Consider the following 25,854-nt stretch of genomic DNA (forward strand, 5'->3'; position numbering starts at 1 on the left):
TTTTAAACTTCTAACCAGCTAAGCTCAGTCAGAGCCTCATCTACAGTTTTAAATTCCCAGCCATCAAAACTAGGCTTCTGCTCAGCTGTATACACGCCTTTTTTATGCTTAGGCCAAGCTAACTCTAATTCACACACTATTTTTGCGTAGGGGTCTTGTAGCTCAAAACCAACATCAGGTGCGCCAATATCAAGTTCAGAACACTTAAAATACAACTCTTTATGCTTCTCACAATAGAAGAAACCATCATCTATAATGTCATCATCATTTGAAAAGTTAGATAATACTTTCAAGTCTATGCTGTCATCGATGTTATTAAGCGCAATACTCTCTTCGGCAACATGCTTCCAATTGGAGTCAAAACAATAAACATCAATTAGAGCAGCTGGATTAATTAACTTATGTAAATAGGGCTTATTCACTAAATTTTCGACCACGATCAACCAATAACTATCACCATACTCTTGGCATTTCTGCATTTGAGTTTTTGAGAGCGCAAGCCCCATCAGGTTCCAATTTCCAAGCATCCCCTTTACTTCAACTAAAAAAACCTCACCAGTTGTGGGATCTGTTGCACGAATATCAAAACCTGGATTATTGCCACCTAGGTGCTCAACGCCAAAGCCCTCTTGCTGCAAGTATTGAGCAACTAGAGCCTCCGCTTTATCGCCAATTTTCTTTGCACGCTGTTTCTTAGCAGGTTCATTATCATCATTTGGCTCGAGGGCTCTATTCTCTACATAGCTAACCATTCGATAGTTAGGGGACCGAGAGTTTGTATCATTATTATCTTGGTCCGAATGACTCCTATTATCAGTAAATGAACCGGAGGCGTTGGAGCGTTCAGTACCTGTAGTGGAACGATTAGAACTACCTGTACCTGAACCATAAGAACGGCCCGTACCAGAGTCTGTATTATTGGAGTTACCCGCCCCTGCACCAGCGCCTGAAGCTTTGCCACCTGCTCCTGTTCTGGAGCCTGTGCCATTAGAACTACCAGCTCCTGTACCTGAGCCTGCACCATTGGAGCTACCCGCCCGTGCGACAGAGTCTGAATCTTTGTTGCCAGCTCTTTTGGAAGGGCCTGCCCCACTTGAATCTCCCGCTTGGATTCCGTCTCTAGTATCATCAGAACCGCTGAAGCTACCTTTATCAGTCGCAGCCCCCTCTTTATTAGTTTCTGTATCACTTGTAGACGATGAGTCACTTTCAGCTTCAGGGCGCTTTAGTGAGTTAATTATTCTAATCTCTTCTTTAGTTAAAACACTCTCCCAATGCTTTTTCTCAATGCGCTTATTAAAACGTCGAGCGCTGTTCACATTCAAAAGCGGGCGGATATGATCTTGCTCTTCTATAAACGCTTTAGTAACAATCAGCTTACTAATCTCTTCAGCTAAGTCATCGACTAAATCTTCGCTATCCTTACCCTCAGTGTTGTAAACTAAGACACCTTTTTCATCATCGAACAAAACTTCAACGGAATCATAAGCGATACGGTCATTGAGCTCATACTTCACAGGAATATTCGATGTAGTGCAGTATTCAGTAACTGTAAGCAGATCAAAGATTTCTGGTTTGTTAAACCAATCTTCGGCCAACGTTCCTGACTTTGAAATAAATTGCTTATAGTAATATGCAAGCAAGAGGCGACTGTGATTGGTTAATATCTGTTCACTTGGGGGGATCAGGTTTTCAGTATCTAACTTAATTTCACGATAAACCTCTTCACTCACACCCTTTAAGCGCAGTGCATCATACAGTGGCATAAAGTCTGAATGAGTTTTACCTCGAGTTCGCCAGAAAAATTCGACCTTATTCTCGAAGAGCTTTGCAACTCTTCGGTCATCACTAATATAAGTTGTAAACCTACTTTCCCACTGGTAATTTTGTGTAAAACAAAGTGCCTTATCTACAAACTCATCAAACCATGGCTCAGAGTTATTACTGCCTGTCATTTTTATATATGAAATTAGCCGTTCATAAATTGCAGCCAACTTATTTCTCACATGTCTGCTTTTGTCTTTATCTTTGACAGGTAAAGTCTGAAGATGCAGCCATGCATCAGCAAAACTTTTAGGAGCAGGATGCAGTGACACATTGATGGTATTTAGCCAAAATGACATTTTATAGTCAGGGTAAACATCTGATAGCCAATGGAACAGGTCACCTAGCACCTCTTTTTGAGACTTCCAAATAGCTTTACTAGATTTACACCAATTACGCTCACCAGAGGGGCAATAAATCAGTGCTTCATTTGCAAATAAACTTTTAAGATCAGATCCTGTATCTGATAACCGGTTATAAAGCTTTATAACATCATCAATACTTATTTTTTCGTTATGATCTGACCAGCTTCTGAGAACCTTTAACACTGTTTCCGTGTTGACTTCAGATGCAACGCCTAACTTCTCGGATAATGAAGGTGTCAACGTAAAATCATCATCAAGAAAGCTTACCGCATTTCCATACAACTCGCGACTTCCTTGGCTAGCAACAAACGTCTCCTCAGGACGCTTTATTCCATTTTGTGTTGGTAGCCATTTGGTTTGCTTTAACCAGCGATGAAGCTCACTTTCAACTCTCTTGCAGTAATTAGTTCGATAATAATACCTAATAAAAACAGAGCTAAACAACCTACCTTCCACTTCGACAAGCCAATAAAGAAAAGCCTTACGTGATGCTTCATTTAAAAACTCATTAGGAGTATGACAAATTGCAGGCAATTTGTAGCATTCGGCACTAATCACACCAGTAGAATCTATTTGATCAATTATATTGCACAAATAAGATAAGTAACTTTCGGTGAAGTCGCTTGCAACTAACTGGATAGCACCATGACGATATTGCTTTGTTACTTTTACAACCTCTGGCAGTGGGGTTGAAGATATCCCAATAGTTGAGTAAAAACCGTCTTTATCTAGCTTTTCAAACTTTTCAAACAGCTCTAAATAGTCATTCGATAATATTAGAAAATGATTTTGCTCATCTTTATTAAAAACAGCTTGCCAAATAAAAGAGCGTTCATCATCTTCAGGTGTGACTAACTGCCTCTTCCCTTTTAGCTCAAAGTCTCCAGCTTGATTTTTAAATGGCAGGTTTTCATTTAGTAAGCTCTTGGCATAATCATTTATACTGAACCAGTGATGAGCGACAAAACTGTTCAATATCCAAAGTGATTCGGGCTCAATTTCTTGCCAGTGCTCCTCACAAAATGGCAGTGCTACCTTCTCTAGATACTCACCCTGACTTAAGGTTTCAATGTCAAAATACTCTTTTACAAAACTTTGTGTGCCCGCTTCTTTTTGTAATAATTTCTGAAAAGATGCCGAAATGAAACCGTGATTAGTTTTATGTTCAGGAGTGATTAATACCGGATACTCTATATGGGTATTCGATGAAAAAAATAACACCTGTTCATGCAAGGAAAGAACACCTTGGTCGGTTATAAATAGTGGGGCTTTACGCAAGAGCTCTACACCATCTTCATCCTCTTTCCAATGAAACTCATCCTCTTGTTTGGAAAGCCATTGCAGTATGGAAACAAACCAAATTTCAGGTAAGTCAGTCAACGCCACTTGAGCAGCGTTTAAGTAACTTAATATCTCCTCTGCATCGAGTTGGCAGTCGTGTAGTTGCTTCAATGCCTTTTCATATGGATGAGCAATTACAGCTATAACTCTATCAGGAAGCTTAGTTTCATCACCGTTTAATTGAGTCAGTAGATTAGTTACAGTCTTATCTGCAAAACATATATCAGTAGGTAAGTTTTTTAATCCTGATAAAGAGGGGATAAAGGCTGTTTGCTTAAGTGTTTCGATGATTTTTTCAAAAATTGGCTGAAGAAACTCTTCAGAACAATTATCTAGATGTGGGATCTGAGAGAAATATTCAACACTATCACTTTCTCTCAGTAGCGCTGCTAATGTTTCAGCGGCAAAAATTGCCACTTCATCACGCATCCAATGGTTCCATTGCTTATCAACTAACACCGACTCTCGGCTGGCTGGAAGCAGAAAATCGGCATTAACTAGAAATGCAAGCCCGGTATTAAGCTCTGTTGGCAGGTAAGCATAGAGCTTATGATTTGTCTTTTGTTCGGGCTTTAATCCCTTTCTAAAAGCAATACAGAGATCGCGTTTTACCACGCCGTCACGCTTTACTTCAGTTAAAGTAGCAGGCACATCAACTGACTTTTTTGACACTAAATAGCCTGTTGATACAGAGCTATCTCCCTGTTGATTAACTAGTGTGGTGACTTTGCCATCTACTTGCTTTGAATAACGGCGCAGCTTGCCATCAACCTGAACGGTTAGCTCATCAAGCTTATTCAAAAAAAGTAGTATCGAAGCATCAAGGTTATTCAGCTCATGCCTGATTTTTTGCTGGATACTTCGCTCACTATCGGCGCGAAGGGGTAATAAAATACAGGTAGTGTATGTTGCTAACCTTTCCTGCACTAATGCAGGAAGATTATCTATCCAGTAGGGAATGATATAACCAAGCCCAGCAACCTCATCCTTATCTTTAAACAAAAAATGATAGCCGTTTGAAAAGATATGTGGACTGGGTGATACGCTGAAGACCGATTTAAAGCCAATGCCTTTCTCACCGATATAGCCAGCATCTTTACTGCCCGCTTTAGTAGATTTACCAATAGAGGATACGGCTTTAATATTCTTGATATTAAAGCCAGTCTCATTATTAAAAATAGCTAAGCAGCCGTTGGTGCCTTCGGTACCCGTTGGGTCCTCTTGCAACAGTTCAAAATGCAGCTTAGGGGTAACCCCATCTGCATAGTGGTTGTCTTCCGCGTTTTGAATAAGCTCAAACACAAAGTGCACATCTTTAGAGTACAGCTGCTCCGAAATAATATTCACGCTATTGTGCAGATCAGATTTAGCATCCTCTTGAAGCAGGCTTCTTCCTGTCGCCTCTTCAAGCTGATACTTGTCCTTTCTAAAAGCGAGTAACTCTGCTTTTTGTGAGCTCATTAAAATTTCATCCTTAAAATTAATAGTACTTGCTCAATCTGTTCATTTTTAACTGCGGTGATAATTCGTTTTATTATGCTATCACTGGTCATATTAACTATTCTTCTCAGCAAAACGCCGCTCGAACTCAGCCCAAACCTCTTCATAATCAAGTTCGCGATCGCACTTATCAAACGGTGCAACATACTCTACGGTGCGCTCGATTGGACCATCAGGCATAGTATCGTCGATAAAGGTTTTAAACACGCTACCAGATTCAAGCTCGCCGATATCTTCCCAGCCAAGTTTGGCAGCCCCATCAAACCAAGGTTCTCCTTTCGAACCTTCGCCACTGGTTTTATTCAGCAGTACACCGTCCATCACCGCCGTAGAGTAGCCACCATTGTTTTTAAACTTGCGGTCAAGGCCAACACCAATAAGGCCTTTTGATGAGGTGAATACAATACGACCATTTTGGTCATACCAGGTATCGGCTTCATACTGACGCATAACGGGAAACTGCACTCGATAGATAGTTTTTAGTTCTTCGAGTGTCATATCTAGCGCTATAGCTACCAGCACATCGATTTCCACAAGAGCTTGGCGACGTTCATAGTCCGTACGTAAGGCACTGTGACTTCCCCAATTCGCACTTAGCTGGGTGAAAAATGAATTATCTAATCTTGAATCTAATTTAGCCCACCTATTTGTTTCTAATGGCATATCTTGATATATAGATTGCCAAAGGTCACTATACTCTTCAGTTAAACTATTTAATATTAATGCACAAGTCTTAAGGTGCTTATTTATTCGTTCATTACTGGCTTTGTAGGGTAGCATCTTCATAAGCCAAGGTTTGATATGACCAACCCCAGTGGCCTTGACAATAAAATCACAAATAATTGATGAGCTAAAAGCAACAAAGCAAGCCATATCGTGTAAAGAGTTAAACTCGACTGACATGATCGTATTAACATGTAGAAAGCTTGGTGGCAAAATTACTGGCACTAGAGTTCTTTCTAAATTTTCACTTACCATCTCTCGAAAAGCTGCTCTATAAGAGTAAGCAAAGTCACTTCCACCAATATGCGGAGGTATTTTAGCAAGAAGTGCATTTGAGTCTATGACCGTAAACAATGTTTTAGGCTGCAAGCTTGAGCCAAGGCTTAGCAAGTCAACAACATCATAATGGCTTGAGTTAGAATAATTTTCTCTTGGTAGTTTGTAGAACGGATTTGCTAGATAAATATTAGGTCCTGATAGAACCTTAAGTTCATCAACTGCCCTATAATCAACTACCTTTTTAATCAAGTTTAATTTTTGAAAAGCATTTTCATCAAACAGTTGTGAAAAATTTATTGCAGGTTTAATACCATTAACTTTAAACTTATGGTGGCTAAATTTAACCAACGATAACTTTAATACTTCTGAGTGTATGGTTGGAAGCCTACAGCCCCTGACACTCAAAGATTCATTGTCAAATATCTCAAAAAATAGCGCCAACGCTGTTTCATCAATTAATACAACCCTGTCTTTATGACCTTTTACACTCCACTTACCTTCACTATCTTTTACTCCCTCCATTTGATTTGTTGAGTCTGAAAAGCACTCATCGATAGCTTTTGGGTGGAATATGTTAGCAATATTAATAAATGACAAAGCCCCCCTATCACCATAAATATTAATACTATACGGTGTTCCATGATGAACATCAGAAAAAAGTCTTAACTCATTAATAAAATGAAAGTGCGCTTTTAATCGTGAATAAACCTCGACCCTAACATTTTCACCACCTTTAGCTTCATAGAAACCTTCCTGATGGATTAAACCTGATATACCAGACTTTTTGGTATACTCCCAAGACAACACAACAAAGTTCTTATAAAGATTCGCTTTCTGCCCTTCTAATAAACAGAAGTTAACAATTGCATTTAGATAATTTTGAGTTGCTGAAATACTTTCATACTCTGAAAAATACGCCGACCTTAAAGCACTATTATCACTTAATACTTCCTTACGAATCGAAGGAATATCACTTGCGGAGATATTTTTAAGTGCAAACTTTGGTTCAAAGTCTCCTATTACCCCTCTTTCTTGCCACTCAACTTTCAACCATGGCGGATTACCCAAGATCAGGTCAAACCCATCGTTATCATTAAATATATCGGCAAATTCTAGCTCCCAATGAAAAAATCGGTATTGCTTAGCTAGCTCACCTACTAAATGCATTACAGGTATATGCTGGTAAAGCAACGTGTTATCAACTTCACCACTGCGTGATAATGAGAACAGTGAGTGCTCTTGTGGCGCAGCCAATAAATCACCTTGCTGAGCGATTTCACCAAACATATCTGATTGAGAAGTGGCACTTGTTGCTACAGGCTCAATAGTTACCGCCCCTTTAAGCAACAAGGCAATATCATTCAGGTATTGCTCACGAGTGGGTAGCTTGGCATGGCTATCAATAGGCCAGAACCATAACGCACACCAATAATCCATTACCGCTTTTAGCTTCAAGTAAGTAATGCTATTGGCTTGTTGTAGCTGCTTGTCTTTTGAATTAGTTGAGCTCGCTTGAGTTGAGGTCTCAACCTGTGGCCACACTTTTAAGCTGTCAGTGGTTTGGCTGCGATAGTTGCGGCTTTCTGTTACCCAATCGGCCCACAATGATTCTATCTGTTTTGAAAGCGCAACTAACTGTATTTTGTCTTGTTCGGTAAATGACTTAGTAAAGGTTTTACGCCACTCAGTAATGGCTTTGATTTCATCAGTTTTTAAATCTTTAACGACTTTATCTTTGTAGTCTGCCATACCACTGTCAGGCAGTAGGAAGTGATACACCTGATGTGCTGTTAATGGTGTATGGAAGTCTTGCTTTTGTGGCGCAATATTAAGCCAGCTTGGATCTTTAGCATTTCTATAGCTTAAGTCACCCGTTGAAAATAGCTGACGGCGCGCACCAATAAGCGAGTTACCGTTGTATAGCTGGAAACCAAACCAAGGCACAAAAGCTTCATCGCTGATGGCATTTAGCCACAGCGAAACTTCCGCAAGCTCAACAGCAACTGGGTTCAGGTCGACCCCATAAACATTATTATCGGCAATATACATCTTTACCCGTTGCAACTCGCGGGTATAGTCATCTTGCGGAATACGCTTATCTTCTGCTAATTGCTTAAGCTCTAGGTATTTTTCTGCGAGTTGGTTTATCGCTTCATTCAAGAAGGCCGCGCTACCCATAGCTGGCTCACATACATTAAGGCTTAAGATTTTATCTGCCTGTTGGTGTAAGTCTGTTATCGAATCTAGCTGCTCTTTGTAGAGCTCTTTTAGTGCATATTTAACCAGTGACTTAGTTAGCACTTCTGGCGTGTAATATGAAGCTGACTTTTCACGATCTCTACCTGCCATACGATAGATAAAGCTACCTTTGGGATGCTTAACCAGTGAGCCATCTTTACGGTAGACCTTTTCATCTTCTGTGTACTCAGGAAGTTTTTCACCTGAGATAAAATAGCCCGTTTCCAGCTCATTGGTACTATCACCCGCTTTTTTCACTTCATAAAGATCGTCTTGAGCGAAGAAACCACGGTATGAAAGTAGCGCTTCATAAACTGCACCTAATTGGTTAATACCCAGTTGTGCATAAGAGATACGACCACGGCGCTGTCGCTTACTGCGACCGGTACCATTTTTTTCTTTACTGAGCGACATAAGCTCAATAACGCGCTGCAGTGTCTCATTACGAAAAACGATATTACGTAGATAACGCATACGGTCATCATCAAACAGATGGCTTTCAAGCTTACGAATAGAGAAGCTATTGACGATTCCGCCATAGCCTTCGTCTTCGAACATCTGATCTTGATTGCGCTTCTCTTGGCCATTAAAGCCCTTTGCCACTAGCTTAAACAACATTTTCAAACTGTCGTGGATATACCTACCCTGGCGGGACTCTTCAGTAGTTAAATCCACCATTTCAAGCTCACGAAGCGACTCTAAGCTGTATCCCCTAAGATATACGTCTGAATTAATTGGTGCGTAACGAAGCTCTGGCCTTGCTTCCACATAAAACAGAAACAGTAAGCGATACATATAGCGTAAGCACTCCATTGAGAGCTGATCTGCATCAATGTTGTTAGCCCCTGAGTAGGTGTAACCTTTCTCAATGAGCTGGTTTGAGGCTTCATCACCTAGTAGCTCAATAGATTCACGTAGTGCATATTTAAGATCTTCAGAAACTGCAAAAGCATGTTTATGTGATGACTCATCAAGGGTGTCGAGCAGGTTACTACCTTGCTCAGGACAGATAGACTCTTTATGCAGCAAAGCGGCCATCGCTTTGATTGTGTTAGCTTCTTTACGGCCTAATATCTCTTCTATATCAAAACGTAGTAATCGGTTTTGCGCCCACTTTGTTCGGTCAAGTAGTAAGCACTGTCGATTACCTAAAAGTATCACCCAGCGTGGGGGTTCCTCTGCATTAAATACTTTTTTAGATAAAATCTCTTGCCAGGTTAACTCGACACCTTGGGCATTTTTAGTCAGCGCTTTACGGTGTTCTTCATCTATTTGATTAAGTTGATCTGCATGTAATGGCAATGACAATGGGTCGGCACAATCTTCATTTGAGAGGTCGTGCGCTTCAACTATCCATAACAGTGGTGCACCTTGAGAGTCTTCATAGGCAGCCAGCACTGGTAGCTCACCATTTTCGATAAGCACTTTAGTTGGATTAAGTACATCACCTTGAATTGACTGATAGCCTAGAGCAGCGAAGATAGGCTCCCATCGTGCACGTTGGTTTAGTAATCGCTTGGTACGTGAGGTCTCTTTTCGGTGCTGATTGAGTAACCTGAAATACTCGCCAGAGAAACTATTTAAGCGAGTAATTGGCGCACGATATCCTTTGCTTGGGTTACCGCCACGGTCTTTTTCAAGACGCTCCGCTTCTCGCGTTTCTGTTTCAGCCGTCTGCCACTTTTCGAGAACATCTTTTAGATCGTTAACAAAGAGCTCACTAAGGTAGTGGTGTGAGTAAAAGTCGTTTTCGTTTGTAATACCAACTAGTGCCATCTTAGTAACCCTCTGAGCCTGTTAAAACTGCAACCAACTGAATATATGGTGTACGCTCTGTCGTCATAGTGTCTTTAATCCACTGCTGGTATTCATCAAATACATGTTCAATCTCTCGCTGACGTTGAGCTTTTTTAGTTTCAATTAAGGTTTGAGATTGCTTGTTATCAGCAAAATCAAGCTCTAGTTGGCATAGCTGCTTTCCTTTAAGCGTTTCAAGCTTTTCTAATTGAACTTTTAGTCGCTCTTCTAAATCTTTAGATACTTCATCACGCTTGGTGATCATCCATGGCGTGGCCATATCAATTGCTGTTGGCAGAAGTTGTTGCTGACGCTCACTATTACGATCACCGCCACGATTGGTCATTGGGGTATTATGGAATGGATGTTTTTCTACAAAGTGTTCAAACGGTTCAATCCCTGTGAGTACACCTCTATCAAAACTGACCACCAACCACGGGTTAACGACAGGGTGCGACTTACGGTTTGGGAATAGACCTGACAACACAAAATGGTCTTCTTCTGTTTCAAACATACTTGGTATACGAATGATGGGAGATTCATGACGACCAAAGGCGCTTAACATCTTGTCATTTAACCATAATGAGACAGGGTTTATAGGCCATAGGTATTGTACTTGAGGCCATGAAGTTTGGTCACTTCGACAACGTACTATCTCTTCATTGATAAGCTTTACCTTATCACTGAACCTAAGCGTGTATTTGTTATCTTCTTTTGGCTGAATCTCTGCTGGTAAAAACTTGAAGCGTTGACGTAAGTCTTGAGGTGCAAAAAGTGAAAGCACACCTGTTGACTCATCTGTTTCATAGATAAGCCTTTGATCACATGACTTAAGATATTTTAGCGCCTTTTGACAAAAATCTAGCTCACCTGAAAACAGCGAAATATCACAGGCTTCGCCTGCCTCCTCTTGAATATTATCAAGCGATTTAAACATCGCCGCGAGTGGGTCATCATCGGTTGAGTTGGCGTTATCTGTATAGAATGAGTCCATAAATGATGCGACATCGAAAGATGCATCTTCATTCATCATTTGCGCAGCAACTTGCTCCTCCTCCTCTTCAATAGCGTAGGTTTTAGTGAACTCTGAGCTATCACCAATATTCTTTTGTGCCTGCTCATCTTTTTCTACTAGTACTTCTAGTACGCGCATATCTCCACGTATACGTGGATTGTCACTATTGGTGAGTAAGTATCTGATCTGTGGTTGATGAGATTGACCATAACGGTCAATACGTCCATTTCGTTGCTGGAAAGCCATCAGCGACCAAGGTACATCAAAGTGAATCATCTTATGACTTTGGTGGTGTAAGTTAATGCCCTCAGATGCAACATCTGAACACACAAGCAAACGAAGGCCTGAGCTCTCAGTTCCAAACTCCTCTACAATATGCATGATGTCGGTATCTGACATACCACCATGCATCTGTTTAATTGCTTTATCTGTTAGATTAAGATCAGATTTTAAGTGTTCATACAAAAATGCTAATGTTTTTAAGCTTTCAGTAAAGATGACTAGACGATCACCTGAGTCGGACTTTTTCCAACGTAGGTCAGTTTTTATTGTCTTGAGTAGTGAGGCATATTTGCTGAAATTATTCTTATTGATATTTCGAAGTGATGAGGCAAAGGACTCCAGTTCATTTATATCGGGCTGAAACTCAGGGTCCTTTCGTTTAACCAGGTTAGATATGCGATTTTCAACAGTAGATAAGCAAGCCATAGGGCTTGAGAACAAAGCTTTTTCGAGAGTAACCTTAAACAACCTACTAGTATTGCGACCAGTATCCATTGCGGCTAGTTCAAGCTCTGTCAACTGTCTATAAGCCTCTTCCTCTTCGATACTTGCAGTACCGTAGACCTCTTTGATTTCACGTTCAGGGAACTCCCCTGCTATTTGATCTTTTACATCTTTTTTGAAGCGACGAACCACAAGGTTTTTATCTTTAAAGTCTTCATACTCATAATCACTTGGGTTAGCGATTGCTGTTGCATCGAGCATGTTCATCAAGCTGGCAAAACTTTCAGGGCGACCATCGTGTGGGGTAGCAGATAGCATCACTAAGGTGTCACTTCTGCGTGCAAGTAATTTAGCTAATTTACTACGTTGAGAGCCTGAACCTCTTTCAGCAACATTGTGCGCCTCATCGATTACGATAATATCCCAATAGGCAGACTCTAGATAATGTCGATACTCAACATCTTGCTTAATAGTATCTATTGAGACAATAGACTTATCGTAGTAGTGAAACGGGTTATGGTTCGTCGGAATTTTGTTTCTGACTTTTTGCAGACCTGAAGAATCTAAACGTGTAAGAGGAATAGCAAATCGGCTCCAAAACTCTTTTTGGAACTGAGTCAGCATAGACTTAACGGTAAGAACGAGAATACGCTTACCTTTGCCACGGCGGATCATCTCTGATACCAAAATACCTGCTTCTAGAGTTTTACCTAAACCAACAGCATCTGCGATAAGGATTCGTTGGCGAGGCTGTTGAAGTACCATTTTTATTGGATCTAACTGGAACGGCAATGGGTCCATGGCGGCTTTATGGCCTAGATGAACTTGCTCATCTGTCGGCACCCGCTGACGAAGCATACTTTCCATATATAACTTGGATGTCATATATGATGGCGACTCATCTTCAACAAGCTTTGTCTCTTTTGGGTCGAGTATATCGATGTACTCTTCAAGGGTTGTCAAAAAACGCCCCTCATGGCCGCGAACTAACTCAGAAATACCCTCACAAGTGATTAGCGAACCACCATCAGAGGTTGGATCAACCTTCTGTATCACCCATTCCGCATCTCTAATTACAATGCGCATTCCTGGAGCGTAGTTCTTTGTTTCTATAGCCATGATTTATCTCTTTTCCTGTTTAATAAAAACGAGGCGTCAATTTGGCTGTTAGTATATGATGAAAAAGATAAAATAAAATTGATTTTAACGAATTCTAGTTAACTTTCTCAATAAAAAATTAATACAATCACCTAGCTACAATACAGCAATCGGTTTAAGCGCCAGCCACTCAATTAAAATGAGTTTATTGTTCATCATTGATAATTGTTCAATATAAGACCTGGTAGTCATTTCCTGCTCAAGGTGATTTATTCCTATAAATAGGTTAGTGGCAGCTCAGTAATTAAAGAGATAAAAAAGAAGAGAGGATAAGCAGTATTACATACGACAAAAGGTACCAATAACGGTACCAAACACATAAAATCAAACGAATAACTACAACTAAACTATTGATAATAAATCAATAATATCAAACAACCCACATTCAGATCCAGAACGTTGAGTAATTAAATTTACTTTTGTTCAAATACACAAAGCCCAGCGAATGCTGGGCTTTTTATTTTTCTACAATACAACTAGTTATGATTAAAGATAGGTTTACTCTGCCCTAGATTTAAAACAGCGACCGACTAACACAAATAGTGTACGTTGTTACTCTTTTTTTAAATGCCGCCGTATTATTTCATTCAATGTGTACGATCCTACACTTTTGTCTTGAGCAAGAACTAACTGTCTCAACCGTGTAGCTTATTACACCTTTTAAGCACTATCTTGCTCAGGTTGAAGAAATGAAACGCATAAGCTATGGCGTAGTAACTACGTCAAACTTGGAAGCGTTTAATTGAGTTTATCAAATCAGTAAAACCCAGCATCGGCTGGGTTTTGTGTTTCTGCCGTTCAGTGTTTAGGCAATCAAGTTTCACACGCTATAACCGTTAAAATCACTTTTACACGCTATAGGCGGTAAGTTAGTATACTTTATCGCCTTACCTACCTTAAAGCCCATTCAAACTGCTGTTTTTAAAAGATTACCTCAATATTATTCACATCATTCATCTTTACAGATATTTAAGCTATCCTGGCTGACAAATAGCAGATAACAATGAGCTTCCATGAATCAAGCAGGTATATACGAGCAACTCATCACCCAGTTGGTTGAGCACAACTTAGATCGTGATTCTTTTTATGTTGGTGAACGCGCATTGGAAGCTGCTGAAGCGGCCACATTCTTATCTCGATTTTTAACCCGCATTATTGAAATTGCTATGGATTCTGTTCCCAATAGCGATACTAGAGTTCATCAGCAGATCAATTTAGCTAATACAATCGTTCAGTGGCTCAGTACTCATATTCACGATAAAGAATTAATTAACGAAAACTTAATCGATAGCCAAGGTAAAATACTTACCGCGCTATTTGATAAATCCAACCCCATTGCAGCTGATTTACCTAAGCACGTAGAAACCATAATGCCAATAACAGGCCTTACGCAGAGTGAGTTATTTTGTGGCAGCAATGTGGGTGTTTCACTAGAAACTGAAATTAAAAGAGAAATCCTGTCATCTGATAAAATCTATTGGTTAGTTTCATTTATAAAGTGGGCAGGTATTCGAATATTTAAAAAAGAGCTAGAGTCTTTTACCCGCAGTGGCAAACAATTAAAAATTATTACCACTTCATATATGGGCGCCACTGATGCAAAAGCGGTTGAGTTTCTAGCATCACTCCCCAACACCGAAGTTAAACTTAGCTACAACACCAATCGTGAGCGCTTACATGCTAAATCCTATTTATTCATGCGTAACACAGGCTTTCATACAGGCTATATTGGTTCTTCTAACCTGTCTCATTCAGCGCTAACAAGCGGCTTAGAGTGGAACCTAAAAATCACCTCCCAAGAAATCCCACACATCATTGAAAAGTCGTTAAGTACTTTTGAAACCTATTGGGAATCACCTGATTTTGAAATCTTTGACGGTAACATTGAAAGCCGAAAAAAATTGCATGTAGCACTGCAAGCAGCAAAGGGACAATTCAGTACCACAGCACCGAGTTTCTATTTTGATATTCAGCCTCACTCTCACCAGCAAACCATTCTGAATAAGTTAACAGTTGAACGAGAGCTACATGGCAGATGCAGAAACTTAGTGGTTGCGGCGACCGGAACGGGAAAAACCATTATTTCAGCTTTTGATTTCGCGCGCTTTTATCAAAATAATCCCGAAGCCAAATTCTTATTTGTTGCCCATCGCGAAGAAATACTAAAACAAGCACAAGCGGCATATCGTGGTGTATTAAAAAATCGTACCTTTGGTGAATTATGGGTCGGTAATCACAAACCAACACAATTTCAGCAGTTATTTGCCTCTATTCAAAGCCTAAATAATCAAATTGATAGCATATCGTTGAGCGAAGATTACTTTGATTACATCGTCATTGACGAAGTACATCATATTACGGCAAGCAGTTATCGAGCAGTATTAAAGCATTTTACACCTCAAATTCTATTAGGCTTAACTGCAACACCGGAGCGCAATGACGGGGCAGATATTTTAACTGACTTTTGTAATGTTATTGCTGCTGAGATTCGCTTACCAGAGGCAATTAATCAAAGGCACTTATCGCCATTTCAATATTTTGCTATTGATGACGACACCGACTTAACACGAATATCTTGGTCAAAAGGTCGTTATGATATTGCCGAATTGACCCACCTCTATACTTATAACGATCAGCGCCTACTGCGAATATTGCAAAGCCTTTACGAGATAGTGACAGATATAACCCAAATGCGGGCGTTGGCATTTTGTGTTAGTAAAGCTCACGCAAAGTTTATGGCACAAAAGTTTACCTTACATAATATTGCATGTGGCGTATTAACTAGCGATAACAGTAACGACCGTGAAGTGTTGCAACAGCAGTTAAATTTAAAGCAAATAAATGTCTTGTTTGTGGTTGATATCTTTAATGAAGGTGTTGATATTCCCGAGTTAGACACCTTGCTTTTTTTACGCCCGACTGAAAGTTTAACTATATTTTTGCAGCAACTGGGTCGTGGCTTGCGATTAACTAATGATAAAGAATGCTGCACCATTTTAGACTTTGTAGGTAACTCTCGACCTGAGTATGATTTTTCCCATAAATTTAGAGCATTAGTGGGTAAAACCCATCAGCCGATCGCTAAAGAAATAAAGCAAGGATTTCCGCATCTACCTTTAGGCTGCCGCATTGAGTTACAAGAAAAAACTCAATCAATGATCCTGAAAAATATTTCCCAAGCGACCCTCAATAAAAATAAGCTTATTAGCTTAATCATCAATTACCAGCATGTGACCAACCTGCCTTTAACCTTAACTAATTTCTTGCATATCCACCCCAATATAACCCTAGATGACATTTACAAAGTTAAACATGGCAAATTAGGAGGATGGACTGTATTGCTGGCATTGAGTAAAGGAGAAGAAGTATCACCAGATAGCAAAACAATTTATGAAGCCTATTATCGTGCGATTAAGAATAGATTATTAAGCTGTTCATCTATTTCCTATTTACGCTTTGTAAAAGCGCTCTGTGAAAGCAACTTCCATAATCATTTAACAACTGAGCGGCTTTTAGCACTAATGTGCCATTATGATTTTTGGGATAAAACAGGTAAAAACGCGGGCTTTAACACACTTAAAGACAGCCTTCTGACCTTACAAGATCCAACCTTGCAAGATGAGTTAAGCCAAGTCATTTCTATTCTTATACAAAAACTTGGTGTCAATGAGTTTTCCATGCCTGTAGTTGGCAACTCAATGGTCGATACATCACCTTTAAAAATGCATGTTCGTTACCCCAAAGAACATATTTTAGTGGCATTTGGTGATAGTACTTTCGATAAAAAGTCATCGAGTAGAGAAGGGATTTTAGATTTACCAAATTCCAATATTGCGCTGCTATTTGTTACTTTGAATAAATGCGAGAAACAATTCACAGCAGCAACCATGTATCATGATTACGCTATCAGCCCATCATTATTTCACTGGCAAACACAAAATAACACAAGACCTAATACAGGCCGCGGACTAAGTTATATAAATCATAAAAAGAATGGTAAATCTTTTATATTATTTGTTCGAGAACAGGCAAAAGACGAGTACGGAAAAACGGTTGGTTTTGTTAATTTTGGTCCAATTGAGTTTGTTAAATATGAAGGTAGTCAACCAATGAATATCACATGGAAATTAAAGCATCCTATGCCTGCTTATTTATGGCAAGAATCGGCTAAGCTCGCTATGGGCTAAATTAAAGTACCACCGAATAAGTCTGAAAGTAGTCCTGTTTTACACAATGGAACTAATCAGTTAATTTAACAAAAAAATATTTTTTTTGTCAACCGAACACCCCATTTAACGGAAAGGACTTCCTGTGAAAACATCAATAACTCATATTGCTCTAACCACCGCACTCTCTGCCTTAGCTCTAGTGCCAATCACCTCTCAAGCGACTGAACAAGACAAACAGGCTTTGTTACTTGAGTGGATGCAGGGACATTTCGATAGTCAGCAGCAATCAATCGACGATAAAGATTTTTATAATATTCACCTTAATATGGTGCAGATTTGGCCTAAAGATAACTCGACGTGGCTTTACGTAGAGCAAGCTGCTGCAACGCATTTAAATAAGCCATATCGTCAACGCGTTTATGAAGTGACGGCATTGTCTGACACTAAATTTGCCAGCAAGGTTTACACCTTTGAAAATGATAAGCGCTTTGCGGGTGCTTACAAAAATGAGGCGCCGCTTAACGAGCTCACACCAAGTGACTTAACTGAAAAAGCAGGGTGTACGGTCTTTTTAACTTGGTCTGAGGCAGAGCAGCACTTTGCAGGCTCCACCGATGAGAAAACCTGTTTAAGTCAGCTGCGCGGGGCAAGCTATGCCACGTCTGAAGTGACCGTAACCAAAGACAGTATTCTTAGTTGGGATCGCGGCTATGACAGCGAGGATAAGCAAGTGTGGGGCGCAGAAAAGGCTGGCTATATATTCTTGAAGCATTAATCCGCTTTATCACTTCTAGTGCAATTGCATGTTAGCGAAGCTGTAGTTTTATCAAAGCTGGATTTTTATAAAAACGGCATTCTGGCAGCTTCGCTTGCAATTACTATTCTGCATTTTAACGCTATTACCACGGCTAATTTGTCCTTCTTACAGCGAAAGATTTTCCATTAAAATCACTGGTCAAAGCTGACTTAATCTATGGCTATGTTACAGTGAGCCTTATATCTGAATTCATCACCAAGTTATCGTTATTTGAGAAGGTTTTGTGGAACAAGTTACTATCATCATTGATTTTTTAGCAACCTATAAGCTGTTTGTTACTGTACTAATTATCCTACTGCTGTCGATGCTTAAACGCTTTGTGGTGTCTAAGATCCGTGGTGATGTGGCTTTTGTGAGTGAAGGTCAACGTAAATGGATGTCTCGTACTAAAAACGGCACCTTTATTTTAATCGTCATGGTGTTGTTTTTACTGTGGCAAACCGAGATTAATAAGTTTGCGCTGTCTGTTACCGCTATTGCGATTGCCTTTGTGGTGGCGTCAAAAGAAATCATTTTGTGTTTTACCGGCTCGATACAACGTGCAAGCTCACGCTCATTTGTGATTGGCGACTGGATTGAAGTGGGCAAGTTGTGTGGTGAGGTCATCGAGCACAATCTAATGGCGACGGTGATCCAAGAGATTGATTTACACCATGGTCAGTACCATTACACGGGGAAAACGGTCACCTTCCCTAATAGTATGTTCTTTAGTTATGCGGTGAAAAACCTTAACTTTATGAAACGCTATGTGTACCACAGCTTTAATATTACGGTCGTTGAGTTTGTAAACCTGTATCCGCTGTTCCCAGATTTAGTTGAAAAGATTGAAGCACACTGCGAAGACTTTTTAGAAGTCGCGACCCGATATAATAATATTATTGAAAGGCACGCGGGTGTTGACCTACCAGGGCCTGAGCCACACATTCATATTCACAGTGGGCCTGCTGGAGAACAAGTCGTCCATATTATGATATTTTGCCCCACTGAGCGCGCAACCCATTTAGAGCAACATATTAGAGAAGACTTTATGATTGCTTACCATGAGGCTTTCCCTAAATCGGATAAAGCTTAATGCGTTAACCTCAATATCCAATGCGCTTCTAATGCAATAACATCAAAAAGCCACTCAATCGAGTGGTTTTTTTGTGTGTCATTTTAAACGCTGTGCTACTCAAATCTTAAAAAATTCTATTTGTTAAGATAAGAGAAAACTTACTTAGCTGAATGCAGTACATCGTGTAACTGATGCAAATCTTTGACTTCAAAGGTGGGCGTAATGCCATCTACCACATCTTTTCCATGATGATTAAGCCAGCAGGTATCAATACCTGCATTTACGCCGCCTAGAATATCCGAGTGTAGGTTATCACCCACCATCAATACGGTGTTTTTGTCTGGGTTACCCATTAACTCGAAGGTGTGCTCAAAAATACTCACATCGGGCTTGGCTTTGCCAAACTGTTCTGAAATCACCACATGTTCAAATGATGCTTTAAAGCCTGTGCGTTCTAAACGAACATTTTGCAGCTCAGTAAGACCATTGGTAATAATGCCAAGGCTCGCTTTACCTTTAAGGCTTGATACCAATTGTTTAGCACCCGGCAGTGGCTGACAAATATCAACCATGGCGGCTAAAAAGTCACTGTTAAGACGCTTTGTGGTTACGCCAAGTTTTTGCGCCCAATGTAAAAAACGTGTGTGTTGCAGCTCAGCGGCATCGATTAAGCCTTGCTGATAATCTACCCAAAGTTGTTTGTTTACCGACTGATAGAATGCGTAATCAGTAGTATCAAAGTCGATATCAAAACGGGAAAACATTAACTTTAACCCTGCAAAAATATCAAAATCAAACAAGGTTTCGTCGGCGTCAAACAATATCCATTGGTACTTCATTGCTAGCCCTTATGGGGGTTATATCAAGATACTAAAAAGCGTTATTCAAATAGGGTTTTAAGACTTGATTCTTGCGCCACTAAACTCTTGAATACCGTAAGCTGGTTAGCTGCTCGGTCTAGGTTATGGCCTTCTCGATGGATACCAAAGTACACATCACCGTTTAAGTGGTCGGTTAAAAAGCGCGAACCCAGCATGAGCGCCATGACTTTAAGGCCTAACCATAAACTGCGCTTTTCAATTGGCGTTAAAATATCGGCCAATTGCTCGGTATAAGCTTCACACGCGGCGGCAATAATTTCAGGACGAGCAACGACTTTATCAAGTGCGGTTGAGTCCTCTTCCTCTGGTGAGCAAAAAGCGCGAACCATGTCACCAAAGTCATACATCAAGTAGCCTTTCATGCAGGTGTCGATATCTATCACGGCCATGCTCGACATGTCGCGTTTATCAAACAGCATGTTGTTGATTTTGGTGTCATTATGGCAAATACGTAGCGGTAATTGGCTTTCAACTTTTGCAAGTTCATCAAACAAGCTTTGTTGCGACAAGGCTAATTCGGCCCACTCGCGACAGTCAGCCAGTCTGCCCGATTTGTCATCGGCAACCGCTTGCTTAAGCTGTTCTATACGCTGAGGAAGGTTTAAAAAGTTAGGGATAACATCTTCAAGGCTATTGGCATCGAGGTCACTTAATGCATGAGCAAAGTGGCCAAAAGCACTGGCTGCCATTTTCGCTTCATCTTGATTTGTGACCACCTCAATGGTGTGACTGTTAGCCAAATAGCGGATTGCACGCCAAAAGCCTTTGTCGCCTAAATTGACAGACAAGCGGCCGTCTTTTAACACCACAGGGGAAATCACGTCGAGCTGGTATTCGCCATTATTGGCTTTTTGAATGAGGTGATGGCTGACTTTTGCGGCATTGTCGATTAACACTTCTGGCTTAGTAAACACCGTCGTATTAATTTTTTGTAGCACTATGTGGCCTGTTGCCCACCTTACTAAGTAAGTTTGGTTAATATGACCATTGCCTAACGGCGAAACACTCGCATTTTCATCAATAATTCCATACAAAGGCAAAATTGTTTGCCTAATAAACTCAACCACCCAACTCTCCATATCTTTTTGTTGCGAGCGAGACAGTTTAATACGATTGATATAAACCACAACACTTACAATGCTAATTTACTGAGTATCGCCCAGTTTGGCGTAATACTCAGTCGTGAACATCATAATCCTTTGATATATTTTGCAAAGGCTGGCTGACTTGATAACGTTGCCTGGCTGCCTTTTAAGCTAAAGTTATAACCACAAAGCTTAAAGCTGCCGCGCATGGCCACATTATTGATAATTTGATTGTTATCTAGTGGTGAGAACCTCGCCTCTGTGCCACTGTCAGCCATTAAATCGACCTGCATTGGGCGGAATTTGCTGCCATCGTTAAAAGTCAGTTCAGCGCAGCGTTTGTCACCTTCGGCGGTGTCTAAACGCCAAATAGGCTGGGCATCGCCTTCATCACCTAACCAACGAAGCACTAATACATCTTGCTGGAGTATCAGCCAAAAACCATCTGGCAGTTTAACCCTTGCGGTTTCGTTAATAGTTTCTGGTTGGTCTATTGGCGCGATTTCGACAGGTTCCTGCTCTACTTCACCACCTGTAAATAACAGGCTAATGAGGTAAATAAACAAGGTAATCGCTAATACGATGCCTAAACCTTTAGCCACCATCAGCAATACTTTTTGATTGCTTTGGGCCCAAATAAGCCAAGACTTTAATAGTTCCGATAACGAACCTGACTCTAACGCACCGCGATCGACCCGATATGTGGGTTTATCATCGGCGGCATAATGTGACTCACCATCTTGCTGACTTTGGCCTAAATGGTTAACTTTTGAGTGGTTAACAGAGTTATCTGACTCTTCTCTATAAACGGTTTCTTGCTGATATCCCGGCTCAAAATTTTGTTCGTATGTTTGCGCTTCATCAAATTCAGCATCAAAGTGTTGATGACTATGCCCAGACTCGCCAATGGTTGGCTCTCGTCTGCGACGCGCTTGTCCTGAGGCCTCACCTGCTTTTATGTGCGGGCCGTTATAACCCATCACATAAATGGTTTTACGTTGATTAGTTTTTGGGGCAGGAAGCCACGCAAAACCAGCACTCACAATCGCGGCAAGTATAAATAAAATGCTAGTGACAACGGCAGGAAAGCTTAAGCTCAACGATAAACTGAATAGCAATAATAAGGTTAACGGGATAGCAATTAGCGAGTTTGGTTTTGCAGCGTCTTTAACACGGCGCAAGCTGCTCAAACCACAAATAGGCAAAGCTATCACTGCTGCAATTAAGGTTACAGCGGAGTTTGAAAATAATAGCGCGAAGATCAATACAAAAGCTAAGCAGCTTAATTGAATGGCTAAGGCTCTTAGGCCGTTATCTCGACCTTGACGACAAAATAAGGATGCGAATGACACGAGAAATCCTAATATCTAAAAAATGATCTGTTGGCAGACTAAACAATTTCACCGCTAAAGTCAGTGAAACCAAGTAAAAATGGCCTAAAATAATTCTAAAAATATCAATTTGGTGCTAAATAACCTCGAAAGCGCAGCCAGTCAGCTTTTCAATTAAGGTTAATTTCAGCCTACAGCGCCCTTAAGCTAACGCTGCAAAGGCCTTTGATAACAATTAACCACAATAATCAGCTAACTGTTTAAGTGTAGATTTGTGCACTTTTATCCATCACAAATCTCGCAAATTGCATCGCTTTGAGTATAATACTCGCCCTGATAAATAATCTGGTTGGAAATTGCACTATGAGCGCTCGTGGAAATCTATTTATTGTGTCAGCCCCAAGTGGCGCCGGTAAATCTTCACTTATCTCTGCTTTACTAAAAGATAAGCCAAGCGACATGCAAGTGTCTGTGTCACACACCACCCGTCAACCGCGCCCAGGTGAAGTTAATGGTCAACATTACCACTTTGTGTCAGTTGAAGAGTTCAAAGCATTAATCGCTGATGAGGCTTTTTTTGAGTGGGCTGAAGTGTTTGGCAACTATTACGGCACATCCCGCACGGTTATTGAACAAACATTGGCAAATGGTATTGATGTATTTTTAGATATTGATTGGCAAGGCGCCGAGCAAGTCAAAAAAGTCATGCCTGAAGCTATTGGGGTATTTATTTTACCTCCTTCGAGAGCTGAGCTTGAACGCCGCCTAACTGGCCGTGGTCAAGACAGCCAAGACGTGATTGATGGACGTATGGCTGAGGCTGTATCTGAAATGTCACACTATAAAGATGCAGATTATATTATTGTAAATGATGATTTTGATGTCGCTTTAGGCGATCTTTGCGCGATCATTCGCAGTCAAAGATCAACCTGTGCTAGTCAGATCCATACTCACAATGATATGATTAACGATCTGTTGGCAGATTAATTGTCATAGTGTACAATTTTGCGTCATTTTTTCCCATATATAACACTGGAGTTTCACCACATGGCTCGCGTAACTGTAGAAGACGCCGTAGAACAAATCGGCAACCGTTTTGATATGATCCTGGTTGCAGCGCGTCGTGCACGCCAAATCGCTGTGCAAGGTAAAGACCCAATGGTTGAAGAGATGAATGATAAGCCAACGGTTATCGCTTTACGCGAAATCGAATTAGGCTTAGTCACCTCTAACACTTTAGATGCTGATGAGCGTCAAACTGTTCGTGAACGCGAAGCCGCTGAAATTGCCGCTGTTGCAGCAATTGCCGAAGGCCGTTCACTTTAAGGAGTAGCGCCACTTGTATCTGTTTGAAGGTCTTAAGGAGTCTGCGTCAGGGTATTTAGAACCCGCGCAAGTAGAATTACTCAAGCAGGCGTACATTGTTGCGCGTGATGCCCATGAAGGGCAAATGCGCACAAGTGGCGAACCTTATATTACCCATCCCGTTGCGGTAGCCCGCATCGTGGCTGACATGCGTCTTGATCACGAGACATTAATGGCAGCCCTGCTTCATGACACCATCGAAGACACCCCTGTTACCAAAGAAGAGCTCACTGAGTTATTTGGTGTAACTGTGGCTGAACTTGTTGAAGGCGTGTCAAAACTCGACAAAATTAAGTTCCGCGATAAAAAAGAAGCCCAAGCAGAAAACTTCCGCAAGATGATGATGGCAATGACGCAGGATATCCGCGTTATTTTAATCAAGCTTGCAGACAGAACGCATAACATGCGTACTTTGGGTGCATTACGTCCTGACAAGCGTCGTCGTATTGCTCGCGAAACCTTAGAAATTTACGCACCGATCGCCAACCGTCTTGGTATTCATAATATCAAAAGCGAGTTAGAGGATTTAGGTTTCCAAGCCTATTATCCAATGCGTTACCGTGTGCTAAAAGAAGTCGTTAAAGCAGCCCGTGGTAATAGAAAAGAACTCATTAACAGTATTGAAGGTGCTATTACGACTCGTCTTGAAGATGCCGGCATTAAAGGCACAGTCAAAGGTCGTGAGAAAAACCTTTATTCCATCTATCGTAAGATGAGCAATAAAGAGCTGCAGTTTCAAGAAGTCATGGATATCTATGCGTTCAGAGTCATGGTCGACTCTATTGATACCTGTTACCGCGTATTAGGTGCCATGCATGGTCTTTATAAGCCACATCCTGGCCGTTTTAAAGATTATATCGCGATACCAAAAGCCAATGGTTACCAATCATTGCATACCTCATTATTTGGCCCTCATGCGGTTCCAGTTGAAGTACAAATTCGTACTGAAGAAATGGATCTGATGGCGGACAAAGGGGTTGCGGCTCATTGGATGTATAAGAGCGGCACCAGTAGTTCGCAACAAAGTACCACTCAAATTCGCGCCCATAAGTGGATGCAAAGCCTACTTGAACTTCAGCAAAGTGCTAGTAGCTCGTTTGAGTTTGTGGAAAACGTTAAAACCGAACTCTTCCCTGAAGAAATTTACGTGTTTACCCCTGAAGGCCGCATTTTAGAGTTACCCGTTAACTCAACTGCAGTCGATTTTGCTTACGAAGTGCATACCGATGTAGGTAATACCTGTGTTGGCGCACGTGTAAATCGTCAAGCTTACCCGTTAAGCCAGCCATTAATCTCCGGTCAAACTGTTGAGATTATTACCGCTAAAGGCGCTCGCCCGAATGCGGCGTGGCTAAACTTTGTGGTAACCGGTAAAGCCCGTGGCAAAATACGCCAAGTATTAAAGAGCTTAACCAGTGACGATGCTGTAGCACTAGGTAAACGCCTATTGAACCACGCCTTGGGTGAAACCAAGCTTGATAGCATAGATCCTGAGCAGCTCAATAAAGTGATTTCAGAAACCAAGCATGACGACTTAGCTTCATTGCTGGCTGATATCGGTTTAGGCAACGCCATGAGTATTGTTATTGCTCAGCGTTTGTTAGGTCAAAAACTGACGACCACCAATAAAGATGACGATACGGAAGAGCACTTGATGCCGATTCGTGGCGCTGAAGGGATGTTAGTGACCTTTGCTAACTGTTGTCGCCCTATTCCAGGCGATGCGGTTGTTGCTCATGTCAGCCCTGGCAAAGGCTTAGTGGTCCATATGGAAAACTGTGCCAATATCCGTGGTTATCAAGGCGAGCCAGACAAGTATATTCCTGTTCATTGGGATAACGTTGAAGGCGAAACTTACCAAGCTAATCTGCGTGTTGAGATTGTGAATCATCAAGGCGCACTGGCTAAAATCACCAATATCATCGCAGCAGCAGGCTCAAATATTCATAACTTGAGCACTGAAGAACGTGATGGCCGCGTGTACTTAATCAACCTTCGAATTTCGGTCGACGACCGTGTTCACCTCGCCAATGTGATGCGCCGAATTCGCGTATTACCGGAAGTCTTGCGTACCTCACGTAATCGCTAGTAAGATTGCTAATCTAACTTTCCTAAGCTGAATCACTCTAACTTAATGAGGCAGCTTAGGTTTGCTTGCATCTTAATTTTATTTCGTAGGTTTTAAT

General features: G+C 41.0%; 12 protein-coding genes. 6 read left to right on the forward strand and 6 right to left on the reverse strand.

Going from position 1 to position 25,854, the window contains the following annotated elements; all coding sequences use genetic code 11:
* Positions 1 to 2: 2 nt before the first annotated feature.
* The 3 genes from QPX86_RS18845 to QPX86_RS18855 all read right to left on the reverse strand — a co-directional run bounded on the left by QPX86_RS18845 (position 3) and on the right by QPX86_RS18855 (position 12,927).
* Positions 3 to 4,991: a DUF3883 domain-containing protein gene (locus QPX86_RS18845; RefSeq protein WP_285163553.1), complete on the reverse strand. Its 4,989-nt coding sequence runs from the start codon at positions 4,989 to 4,991 to the stop codon at positions 3 to 5.
* A gap of 93 nt (positions 4,992 to 5,084) precedes the next feature.
* Positions 5,085 to 10,046, reverse strand: coding sequence for an Eco57I restriction-modification methylase domain-containing protein (locus QPX86_RS18850; RefSeq protein WP_285163554.1), 4,962 nt, complete (start codon positions 10,044 to 10,046; stop codon positions 5,085 to 5,087).
* A gap of 1 nt (position 10,047) precedes the next feature.
* Entirely contained in the window at positions 10,048 to 12,927 is a 2,880-nt protein-coding gene (locus QPX86_RS18855; RefSeq protein ID WP_285163556.1) for a DEAD/DEAH box helicase, read from the reverse strand.
* A gap of 1,052 nt (positions 12,928 to 13,979) precedes the next feature.
* On the opposite strand from QPX86_RS18855, the gene QPX86_RS18860 reads away from it, so the two are divergent.
* The 3 genes from QPX86_RS18860 to QPX86_RS18870 all read left to right on the forward strand — a co-directional run bounded on the left by QPX86_RS18860 (position 13,980) and on the right by QPX86_RS18870 (position 19,024).
* Entirely contained in the window at positions 13,980 to 17,153 is a 3,174-nt protein-coding gene (locus tag QPX86_RS18860) for a DUF3427 domain-containing protein (protein WP_285163557.1), read from the forward strand.
* Between the two features lie 124 nt (positions 17,154 to 17,277).
* Positions 17,278 to 17,910, forward strand: coding sequence for a chromophore lyase CpcT/CpeT (locus tag QPX86_RS18865; protein ID WP_285163559.1), 633 nt, complete (start codon positions 17,278 to 17,280; stop codon positions 17,908 to 17,910).
* A 265-nt stretch (positions 17,911 to 18,175) separates the two neighbouring features.
* The gene (locus QPX86_RS18870) at positions 18,176 to 19,024 is read left to right on the forward strand and encodes a mechanosensitive ion channel family protein (RefSeq protein ID WP_285163560.1); all 849 of its coding nucleotides are present in this window, start codon (positions 18,176 to 18,178) and stop codon (positions 19,022 to 19,024) included.
* Between the two features lie 140 nt (positions 19,025 to 19,164).
* Here the strand turns inward: QPX86_RS18870 and yjjG are convergent, their stop codons facing one another.
* The 3 genes from yjjG to QPX86_RS18885 all read right to left on the reverse strand — a co-directional run bounded on the left by yjjG (position 19,165) and on the right by QPX86_RS18885 (position 22,324).
* Positions 19,165 to 19,845 (reverse strand): pyrimidine 5'-nucleotidase, encoded by a 681-nt coding sequence (gene yjjG / locus QPX86_RS18875; RefSeq protein WP_285163561.1) that lies wholly within the window; start codon positions 19,843 to 19,845, stop codon positions 19,165 to 19,167.
* Between the two features lie 41 nt (positions 19,846 to 19,886).
* Positions 19,887 to 20,954: a phosphotransferase enzyme family protein gene (locus QPX86_RS18880; protein ID WP_285165204.1), complete on the reverse strand. Its 1,068-nt coding sequence runs from the start codon at positions 20,952 to 20,954 to the stop codon at positions 19,887 to 19,889.
* A 122-nt stretch (positions 20,955 to 21,076) separates the two neighbouring features.
* Positions 21,077 to 22,324 (reverse strand): hypothetical protein, encoded by a 1,248-nt coding sequence (locus QPX86_RS18885; protein ID WP_285163563.1) that lies wholly within the window; start codon positions 22,322 to 22,324, stop codon positions 21,077 to 21,079.
* A 342-nt stretch (positions 22,325 to 22,666) separates the two neighbouring features.
* Between QPX86_RS18885 and gmk the strand changes: the two genes are divergently transcribed.
* The 3 genes from gmk to spoT are packed head-to-tail and all read left to right on the forward strand — an operon-like array spanning position 22,667 to position 25,757.
* Complete coding sequence (gene gmk, locus QPX86_RS18890) at positions 22,667 to 23,290, forward strand: guanylate kinase (protein ID WP_220753661.1); 624 nt, start codon at positions 22,667 to 22,669, stop codon at positions 23,288 to 23,290.
* Positions 23,291 to 23,350: 60 nt separating this feature from the next.
* A complete protein-coding gene (rpoZ, locus tag QPX86_RS18895; protein ID WP_102531199.1) occupies positions 23,351 to 23,629 on the forward strand; it encodes a DNA-directed RNA polymerase subunit omega in 279 nt (92 codons plus the stop codon).
* 13 nt (positions 23,630 to 23,642) lie between these two features.
* Positions 23,643 to 25,757, forward strand: coding sequence for a bifunctional GTP diphosphokinase/guanosine-3',5'-bis pyrophosphate 3'-pyrophosphohydrolase (gene spoT, locus QPX86_RS18900; protein WP_220753662.1), 2,115 nt, complete (start codon positions 23,643 to 23,645; stop codon positions 25,755 to 25,757).
* The last annotated feature ends 97 nt before the right edge of the window (positions 25,758 to 25,854 follow it).

The sequence above is a fragment of the Shewanella goraebulensis genome, assembly GCF_030252245.1.
GTDB lineage: Bacteria > Pseudomonadota > Gammaproteobacteria > Enterobacterales > Shewanellaceae > Shewanella > Shewanella goraebulensis.